The organism is Verrucosispora sp. SN26_14.1 (assembly GCF_004307965.1).
Classification (GTDB): domain Bacteria; phylum Actinomycetota; class Actinomycetes; order Mycobacteriales; family Micromonosporaceae; genus Micromonospora.
Genome location: NZ_SISL01000288.1, coordinates 1 through 7,700 on the forward strand (window position 1 = coordinate 1; position 7,700 = coordinate 7,700).

Genomic DNA, 7,700 nt, shown 5'->3' on the forward strand with positions numbered 1-7,700 from the left:
CCGGCATCCGGGTGTACGCGGTGGAGGCCGACCCGCTCACCGCCGCGCTCGCCGAGGCGAACGCTCTCGCTGCCGGGTTGGCCGACCTCGTCACCGTCGAGTGTGGCGACGCGACCGCGTTCGACGTGACCCGGGTCGACGCGGTCTTCTGCGATCCGGCCCGCCGCCGGGCCGGTACCGGTCGCCGGGTCTTCGACCCGAACGCGTACTCGCCGCCGTGGGACTTCGTCACCGGCCTCGCCGAACGGGTGCCGCGCATGGTGGTGAAGGTGGCGCCGGGTCTCGATCACGCCCTGATCCCGGCCGGCGCCGAGGCGGAGTGGGTCGGCGTCGACGGCGACCTGGTGGAGGCGGCCCTCTGGTGCGGCCCGCTCGCCGCACACCCCCGCCGCGCGACCATCTGCAAGGAAGGGCCCCCTACTAACGCCTCGTGTATAGCAGGGGTCCCCTCCTTACATGAAGGCGATGGGGTGCGCGTGCATCAGCTCACCGGGCGGGGGACGGCGGAGGCGCCGGTCGGGCCGGTACGCAGGTTCGTCTACGACCCGGATTCGGCGGTGGTACGGGCACACCTGGTCGCCGAGCTCGCCGCCGACCTGGACGCCACGCTGGCCGACCCGAGCATCGCCTACCTCTATGCCGACCGGGCCACCCCCACCCCGTACGCCCGCTGCCTGGAGGTGACCGACGTGCTGGCGTTCTCGCTCAAGCGGCTGCGGGCGCTGCTGCGGGAGCGCCGGGTCGGCCGGGTGGAGATCCTCAAGCGGGGCTCCGCGCTGGAACCGGAGCGGCTCCGGCGGGACCTGCGGTTGGCCGGTGACCAGCCGGCCAGCCTGGTGCTGACCCGGGTCGCCGGAGCGCCGACGGTGCTGGTCTGCCAGCCGGCGACCTGACCCGCCGGGCGCAGGACTAGGTTGGCGGGCATGGCGGGACGGGGTACGCCGGCGATCGCGCTGCTGGCGAAGCAGAGGATCACGCACCGCACCCACCCGTACGACGTCCCGGCGGACGCCGCCAACTACGGCGCGGTGGTCGCCGCCGCGCTCGCGGTCGCGCCGGAACGGGTCTTCAAGACCCTGGTCACCGAGGTCGACGGCGCGCTGACCGTGGCGGTGGTGCCGGTCACCGGCGAGTTGGACCTCAAGGCCCTCGCCGCCGCCGTGGGCGGCAAGCGGGCGGCGCTGGCCGACCGCGCGGCGGCCGAGCGGACCACCGGGTACGTGCGGGGCGGCATCAGTCCGCTCGGCCAACGCAAGCGGCTGCCCACCGTGATCGACGAGTCCGCCCTGGCGCATCCCACCGTGTACGTGTCGGCCGGTCGCCGGGGTCTCCAGGTGGAATTGGCGCCCACGGATCTCGTGGCGCTCACCGAGGCCAGCACCGCCGCGCTGACCACCGGCTGACCGCACCCGACCTGCCCACTTATCCGTCGTCGCCCGGCCGCGTACCGGGCGGGTGTCGTCGGCGTTGCTGAATTGTTACCGCCGACAACAAACTCATCGCGATCGCACTCTTGTGCTGGCGTGTGGGGCGCAATACGTTGCCGGACACAACAAAACAAACACCGACACCCTTCCCCCACCCTCGAAAGGACCCTGCAGATGCGCAAGGGCTTCCTCGCCGTCGGCGCCGTGGGTCTCCTGACCCTCGGCTCCCTGACGGCCTGCGGCGACGACTCCGGCGGCAACCAGGCCGGTTCCGACAAGACCCCGAAGATCGGGGTGATCCTGCCGGACAGCAAGTCCTCCGTCCGCTGGGAGAGCGCGGACCGCAAGTTCCTGGAGGAGGCGTTCAAGGCCGCCGGCGTCCAGTACGACATCCAGAACGCCCAGGGTGACAAGAACGCGTTCCAGACCATCGCCGACCAGATGATCACCAGCGGCGTCACCGCGCTGATGATCGTCAACCTGGACTCCGGCACCGGCAAGGCCGTGCTCGACAAGGCCAAGTCGCAGGGCGTCGCCACCATCGACTACGACCGCCTCACCCTCGGCGGCTCGGCGGAGTACTACGTCAGCTTCGACAACGAGGCCGTCGGCAAGCTCCAGGGCGAGGGCCTCGTCAAGTGCCTCACCGACGCCAAGGTGGAGAAGCCGGCGATCGCGTACCTGAACGGCTCGCCGACCGACAACAACGCGACCCTGTTCAAGAACGGGTACGACTCGGTCCTCAAGCCGAAGTTCGACTCGGGCGAGTACACCAAGGCCGCCGACGACTCGGTGCCGGACTGGGACAACGCGCAGGCCGCCACCATCTTCGAGCAGCAGCTCACCAAGGCCAGCGGCAAGATCGACGGCGTGCTGAGCGCGAACGACGGCCTGGGCAACGCCGCCATCTCGGTGCTCAAGAAGAACAACCTCAACGGCAAGGTCCCGGTGACCGGCCAGGACGCCGACCCGCAGGGTCTGCAGAACATCCTCGCCGGTGACCAGTGCATGACCGTCTACAAGGCCGTCAAGCAGGAGGCGGACGCCGCTTCCGAGCTGGCCATCGCGCTGGCCAAGGGCGAGCGCAAGGAGACCGGCCAGACGGTCAAGGACCCGGAGAGCGGTCGGGACGTGGCCAGCGTCCTGCTCACCCCGAAGGCGATCTACAAGGAGAACGTCAAGGACGTCATCGCCGACGGCTACGTGACCAAGGAAGAGGTCTGCACCCCCGACTTCGCCAAGCTCTGCACCGAAGCGGGCATCAGCTGACCCACCCGCCTAGGCGGCGCCGCCCGGCACGGCAACCCCGTGCCGGGCGGCGCGACGCCGCTGGACGGGTCCCGATCTCCCTCCGTGTCTAAGGAGAACCCCGTGTCCGCGACCCCACTGCTGGAGCTACGCGGGATCGACAAGAGCTTCGGTCCCGTCCAGGTCCTGCGCGACGTCGCCTTCGCTGCCTACCCGGGCGAGGTGACCGCGCTCGTCGGCGACAACGGCGCCGGCAAGTCGACCCTGGTCAAGTGCATCAGCGGCATCTACCCCACCGACTCCGGGGAGTTCGTCTTCGACGGCCGCCCGGTGCACATCAACAGCCCCCGCGACGCCGCCTCGCTCGGCATCGAGGTCGTCTACCAGGACCTCGCGCTCTGCGACAACCTCGACATCGTGCAGAACATGTTCCTCGGGCGGGAGAAGCGCAGCGGCATCGTCCTGGACGAGCCGACGATGGAGCAGATGGCCGCGGAGACCCTCGCCGGGCTCTCCGTACGCACCGTCAAGTCGCTGCGCCAGCACGTCTCCAGCCTCTCCGGCGGCCAGCGCCAGACCGTGGCGATCGCCAAGGCGGTGCTCTGGAACAGCAAGCTGGTGATCCTGGACGAGCCGACCGCCGCGCTCGGCGTCGCACAGACCGCCCAGGTGCTCGAACTGGTCCGCCGGCTGGCCGACAACGGCCTGGCCGTGGTGCTCATCTCGCACAACATGAACGACGTCTTCGCCGTCTCCGACCGGATCGCCGCGCTCTATCTCGGCCAGATGGTCGCCCAGGTGAGGACCACCGACATCACGCACTCGCAGATCGTCGAACTGATCACCGCAGGCCGTTCCGGCGGGCTCGGGCTCGCCACCGAACCGGCCACCAACGGCAACGGTGGAGCACCCGCCAGCAGCAACACAGGAGGGCTGGCATGAGCGAGCCGCAGCGAGCGAATCATCAACTCCGGGCCGAGGCCGGCCCGCAGCGCAGCGGAGGGTCGGCATGAGTTCCACCGCCGTCAAGCAGGACGGGCCGGCCGCCGTGGCACCGGCACCCTCCGTCGCCAGTCACGTACGCGGCTACTGGCGTCGGGTACGCGGCGGCGACATCGGCGCGCTGCCCGCCGTCGCCGGCCTGCTCGTCCTCTGCACGATCTTCTCGATCATGCGTCCGAGCTTCCTCACCGCGGGCAACTTCGCCAACCTGTTCACCCAGGGCGCGGCGGTCACGTTGATCGCCATGGGGCTGGTCTTCGTCCTGCTGCTGGGCGAGATCGACCTGTCCGCCGGTTTCGCCAGCGGCGTCTGCGCGGCGGTGCTGGCCAACGTGGTGACCGTCCTCGGGTACCCGTGGTACGTGGCGGTGCTCGCGGCCGTGCTCACCGGCCTGGTCATCGGCACCACGCTGGGCTTCCTGGTCGCCAAGGTCGGCATCCCGTCGTTCGTGGTCACCCTCGCCGGCTTCCTCGCCTTCCAGGGCGTGGTGCTGCTGCTGATGGAGGAGGGCCGGAACATCTCGGTCCGCGACCCGGTCCTGGTCGCGATCGCCAACCGCAACCTGCCGCCGGCCCTCGGCTGGGCCCTGACCGCGCTCGCGGTCGCCGGCTTCGCCGCGGTGCAGTTGCTGCGGTACCGCAAGCGTGCCGCACGCGGCCTGATCAACGACCCGCTGGCCATGGTGCTGGGCCGGATCGGCATCCTGGCCGTGGTCCTCGGCGTCGCCGTCTACGTGCTCAACCTGGAGCGCAGCCGCAACGTGCTGATCAGCTCGCTCAAGGGTGTACCGATCGTGGTGCCGATCATCGCCGTCCTGCTCGTGGCCTGGACGTTCGTGCTCCAGCGCACCAGCTACGGCCGGCACATCTACGCGGTCGGCGGCAACAAGGAGGCCGCGCGCCGGGCCGGCATCAACGTGGACCGGATCCGCATCTCGGTCTTCGTGATCTGCTCCACGATGGCGGCGATCGGCGGCATCGTGGCGGCGAGCCGGGCCAACTCGGTCGACCCGAACACCGGTGGCAGCAACGTGCTGCTGTACGCCGTCGGGGCGGCGGTGATCGGTGGTACCAGCCTCTTCGGTGGCAAGGGACGCGTCCTGGACGCGGTCCTCGGTGGCGCCGTGGTGGCGGTGATCGACAATGGCATGGGGCTGATGGGCTACAGCTCGGGCGTGAAGTTCGTGGTCACCGGCGTGGTGCTGCTGCTCGCGGCGAGTGTCGACGCGTTGTCGCGACGACGAGCCTCGGCCACCGGCAACCGCTGATCCGCTGTACCGAAAGTAGTCAAGCCTCGATGCGCGTAGGACCCAGCCAGGACGAGATCCGTCGGCAGAATCTCGGTGCCCTGCTGCGTTACGTGCACCTGCACGGCGCCACCACGCGCGCCGAGCTGACGAACACGCTGGGCTTGAACCGGAGCACCATCGGCGCGCTCACCGCCGACCTCGCCGCCGCCGGACTGGTGAGCGAGGGGGCGCCGAAGGAGACCGGCCGGGCCGGACGACCGTCGCTGGTCGTCCGGCCCGAGTCGGACCGGGTCTTCGCGTACGCGTACAGCATCGAGGTGGACCGGCTGCGGGCCGCGCGGGTCGGTCTGGGCGGTGCGGTGCTCGACCGTTGGGAACTGGACCGCCCGCGCGGGTTGACCGCGACGGAGGCCGCCCCGCTGCTGGCCGGAGCGGTGAAGGAGATGCGGCACGGGCTGCCGCAGGACGCGGTCTGCGTCGGGGCCGGGGTGGCGGTCTGCGGCATGGTGCGCCGCGACGACGGTCTGGTCCGCCTCGGCCCGACCACCGGATGGGTGGACGAGCCGATCGGCACCACCCTCGGCAGCGAACTCGGCGTCGACGTCCCGGTCACCGTGGGGAACGTCGCCGACGTGGCGGCCTTCGCCGAACACGCCCGGGGCGCGGCGGCCGGCTGCGACAACGTCATCTACCTCTACGGCGACGTCGGCGTGGGCGCCGGGATCATCGCCGGTGGCCGCCGCCTCACCGGGCACGGCGGCTACAGCGGCGAGGTCGGGCACATGGTGGTCAGCCGCGACGGGGTGCGCTGCGAGTGCGGCAACCGGGGCTGCTGGGAGACCGAGATCGGCGAGCACGGGCTGCTGCGGGCCGCCGAGCGCTCCGACGCCCGGGGCCGGGAGGCGATGCTCGCGGTCTTCGACGCCGCCGACCGTGGCGACGCCCGGGCCCAGACGGCGGTACGCCAGGCCGGCGACTGGCTGGGTTTCGGTGTCGCCAACCTGGTCAACATCTTCAACCCCGAGATGGTCATCTTCGGCGGCACCATGCGCGACCTCTATCTGGCCGCCGCCGCCCAGGTACGCAGCCGGCTCAACTCCAACGGCCTGCCCGCCTGCCTGGAGCACGTACGCCTGCGGACGCCGAAACTCGGCGAGGACGCCCCGCTTGTCGGCGCCGCCGAACTCGCCTTCGAACGGCTGCTGGCCGACCCGCTCGACGTCGGCTGACCCGACCGGACAAGACCGTGAACCGGTTTCGGAACCGGTGAACTGATCGGCCACTCATTCCGTACCACTGTGCGGACGAGCGGCCGGCGTGTCACGGCCGCCGTCACGTAGTCGACCGGTTCTCGTCCGAGGAGGCGCCGCAGACATGGCACCGCTGGATTCCGCTCGTCGCCGGCAGGGCACCCGGTCCCGTCGCCTGGCGGTGCTGCTCACCACGATCGCCGCCGCTCTCGTCTGGCATCCCGGTGCCGCCGTGGCCGCGCCCGCCGGCCAGCAACTCGCCGCCGCCGACCAGGCCCTGCTCGACGGGGTACGCCTAGCCGGGCTCTGGGAGATGCCGGCCGGACAGATGGCCGCCGAGAAGGGCCAGTCGGCGGTGGTCCGCGAGGTCGGTGCGGAGATCGCCCGGCAGCACGAGGAACTGGACCGACTCACCGTGGAGGCCGCCAACAAGCTCGGCGCGACCATCCCGACCGTGCCGTCCGCACAGCAGCAGCAGTGGCTGACGGAGATGAAGGACGCCACCGGCGCCCGGTTCGACCAGATCTTCGTCACCCGGCTCCGGGTCGCCCACGGCTCGATCCTCCCGGTCGTCACCGCGGTCCGCGGCAGCACCCGCAACGACGTCATCCGCGACCTGGCCAACGCCACCAACAAGTACGTCAGCGACCACATGCTGATGCTGGAGAGCACCGGCCTGGTGCGGTACGCCGAACTGCCGCCCGCCGTGCTGCCCGCGCCCGGCGAGGACGGACTGATCGCCGCCGCGTCGGCCAACACCGCACCGGCGGTGGGCATCAGCAACACCCTGATCTGGGCCATCTTCTTCGTTGCCATCGGCACCGGCGGCTTCCTCAGCTATCGGCTGTTGCGCCGCAGGTAACCAGCCGACCCGCACCGATGGCTCCCCGCACCCGGGCCCTCGCCCTCCTCGGGCTGGTCCTGGCCACCCTGTGCGCCGCCCTGGGTCCCGCCGGCCCAGCGGCGGCGCACGCCGTCGTGGTGGACACCACCCCGCAGCGCGACGAGGTGCTCCCGTACGCGCCACGCGAGGTCCTGGTCACCTTCAGCGAGTCGGTCGCGCCGGTGTCCGGCCGGGTGCAGGTGCTCGCGCCGGACGGTAAGCGGATCAACATCGGTGACCCGGAGGTCCGCGACCGGACCCTGCGGATCATGCTGCGCGCCTCCGACCGGCCGCTCGGCACGTACCTGGTCAGTTACCGCGTCATCTCGGCGGACAGTCATCCGGTCGCCGGCAGCTTCACCTTCGCCGCCGGGGCACCGTCGGTGGCCCCACCCCTGCCGGCCGTGGCGGAGTCGGAGTCACCGGCCGGGGTCCTGGTGCCCGCCGCCAAGTTCCTCGGCTACCTCGGTCTGCTGCTGGCGGTCGGTCCGCCGCTGCTCGCTGCGGCGTTCTGGCCACCCCGGCGGTCCCGGCGGGGTGCGACGGTGACGGCGCTGGTCGGGCTCGGCCTGGTCGCCGTGGCCACCGTCGGCACCTGGGTCGGGCAGGCCGCCCAGGTGGTCGGCGCGCCGGTCGGGCAG

At 71.2% G+C, this 7,700-nt stretch carries 8 protein-coding genes; all 8 read left to right on the forward strand.

Annotation, left to right across the window (positions count from 1 at the left end; all coding sequences use genetic code 11):
• Positions 1-893, forward strand: an 893-nt coding sequence (locus EYA84_RS21865; protein WP_131054913.1) for an SAM-dependent methyltransferase, incomplete at its 5' end; no start/stop codon positions are given.
• Between the two features lie 30 nt (positions 894-923).
• A complete protein-coding gene (gene ybaK, locus EYA84_RS21870) occupies positions 924-1,403 on the forward strand; it encodes a Cys-tRNA(Pro) deacylase (RefSeq protein WP_131054914.1) in 480 nt (159 codons plus the stop codon).
• 198 nt (positions 1,404-1,601) lie between these two features.
• On the forward strand, positions 1,602-2,696 hold the full coding sequence (locus EYA84_RS21875; protein WP_131054915.1) for a sugar ABC transporter substrate-binding protein: 1,095 nt from the start codon (positions 1,602-1,604) through the stop codon (positions 2,694-2,696).
• A gap of 102 nt (positions 2,697-2,798) precedes the next feature.
• Positions 2,799-3,617, forward strand: a complete 819-nt coding sequence (locus tag EYA84_RS21880) for an ATP-binding cassette domain-containing protein (protein WP_131054916.1) — start codon at positions 2,799-2,801, stop codon at positions 3,615-3,617.
• Between the two features lie 67 nt (positions 3,618-3,684).
• On the forward strand, positions 3,685-4,944 hold the full coding sequence (locus EYA84_RS21885) for a sugar ABC transporter permease (RefSeq protein WP_131054917.1): 1,260 nt from the start codon (positions 3,685-3,687) through the stop codon (positions 4,942-4,944).
• Between the two features lie 29 nt (positions 4,945-4,973).
• Positions 4,974-6,155: an ROK family transcriptional regulator gene (locus EYA84_RS21890; RefSeq protein ID WP_131054918.1), complete on the forward strand. Its 1,182-nt coding sequence runs from the start codon at positions 4,974-4,976 to the stop codon at positions 6,153-6,155.
• A 145-nt stretch (positions 6,156-6,300) separates the two neighbouring features.
• Positions 6,301-7,038, forward strand: coding sequence for a DUF4142 domain-containing protein (locus tag EYA84_RS21895; protein ID WP_131054919.1), 738 nt, complete (start codon positions 6,301-6,303; stop codon positions 7,036-7,038).
• 17 nt (positions 7,039-7,055) lie between these two features.
• On the forward strand, positions 7,056-7,700 hold a 645-nt coding region (locus EYA84_RS21900), incomplete at its 3' end, for a copper resistance CopC family protein (protein ID WP_131054920.1).